This window comes from Methylomonas koyamae, assembly GCF_001644025.1.
GTDB lineage: Bacteria > Pseudomonadota > Gammaproteobacteria > Methylococcales > Methylomonadaceae > Methylomonas > Methylomonas koyamae_A.
In genome coordinates this window covers 1-1,015 of record NZ_LUUK01000149.1, presented here as the reverse complement: position 1 = coordinate 1,015, position 1,015 = coordinate 1, and the positions used below count along the sequence as shown (strand labels likewise).

The 1,015-nt window shown below is 58.6% G+C and carries 1 pseudogene; it reads right to left on the bottom strand.

The features are described from left to right. Positions 1-85: 85 nt before the first annotated feature. A pseudogene (locus A1355_RS09875) lies at positions 86-1,015 on the bottom strand (hypothetical protein); the annotation flags it as partial.

The window sequence follows — 1,015 nt, the reverse complement described above, 5'->3', positions numbered from 1 at the left end:
TATCGCGAACGCGTCTTTGCGCCGCTCTGGAAAAAACCGCCGCGCGCATCCGGCGCACGGCGAGTCACGCTGGCTCAAGGCCGGACTAACCGCCGGGGCGTGTTGGCGGTGTGCCGGTGGGAGGTGTACCGGTAGGTGGCGTGCCGCCACCCGACGTGCTGCCGGAGGTATCGGCAACCGTCGGACAACTCAAACTGGCCACACCCTCGCTGGTCGCAATGACCAAATTGATCGACGCAGTCACATAATTGCCGTTGTTGGCCAAAGTCAGCATCAGATGGTCGCCGGAATCGCTGGTGATGCCGTCGGTGGCCGATTGATTGGAACCGCCGGTGAATACCGAGTCGGTTGCGTTGGCGGTATCTTTCAAACCGTGGGAAAGGTATTGGCTGATCGTGGTGTAGATCTGTTCGGTTAGCGATTCGTCGAAAAAAAACTGAGTCGCCTGATCGTAGACAGCAGTGCTGCCCGAGAAAGTACGGATGCGGACGTGGATGTGTGTAGTGCGCGAGGTGTACCAACCGGGATAAATGCTGATGAACTTCACTGCTCCGCGCGCATTGGTGATTTGGTAGCCACGCAAATAATCCTCGGCGGTCAGGTCGGCAGCGCCCATATTGGTCTCGCCCGAATAGTTACCGTCGGCGTCGCAGTGCCAAATGTCGACGTAAGCGCCGTTGATCGGCGAAATCGTGCCGTTGGCGTTCAGTTTGGATACCGTGACCGTCAGAACCAGCGGGAAGCCGGCCGCAATCTTACCGGTTACGCTGCTGGTGCGAATATCGGAGCGCAGCAAGTTGTTGGCAACGCTGTCCAGGCAAAACGGCCCTTCGGTAACGGTGGGCGCCAAGGAGTAGGCTGCCAGTGCCGAACGGCTGACGCCACCCAGCATGGTGGCGGCGACCAAGCCGGCGGCACCCTTGGCGGTCATCAGCAACATATCCCGGCGAGCCGGCATTGTTAAGTCTTTTGAATTTTCCATAACTATGTCCTTAATCAAGCGCCAATAACGCCG